Source organism: Pseudomonas sp. SIMBA_068, assembly GCF_046534705.1.
Classification (GTDB): Bacteria; Pseudomonadota; Gammaproteobacteria; order Pseudomonadales; family Pseudomonadaceae; genus Aquipseudomonas; species Aquipseudomonas putida.
Genome location: NZ_JAWRYI010001775.1, coordinates 1 through 232 on the forward strand (window position 1 = coordinate 1; position 232 = coordinate 232).

Below are 232 nucleotides of genomic sequence, written 5' to 3' on the forward strand. Positions count from 1 at the left end.
CTTCAAGCCGATAAAGATAAAGCGCAATTGCTGGGTGATTTTCGCCTGGGGCGTGAGGTGCGCGGGCAACGCATGGGCGGGTGGGTCAATGATGTCGGGCAGGGTGGCGAAGACACTCTTGACGATCAAGTCGGCCATCACATGCAAGCCTTCGGCATCCAGGTGTTGCAGCTTGGGCATCAGGGTGAGGTCCGCCGCCAGGTCGCGGGTGATGTCTTCGCGCAGTGCGCCG

At 61.2% G+C, this 232-nt stretch carries 1 pseudogene; it reads right to left on the reverse strand.

From position 1 onward, the window contains the following. Positions 1–232: pseudogene (locus SB756_RS35865) on the reverse strand (TetR family transcriptional regulator); the annotation flags it as partial.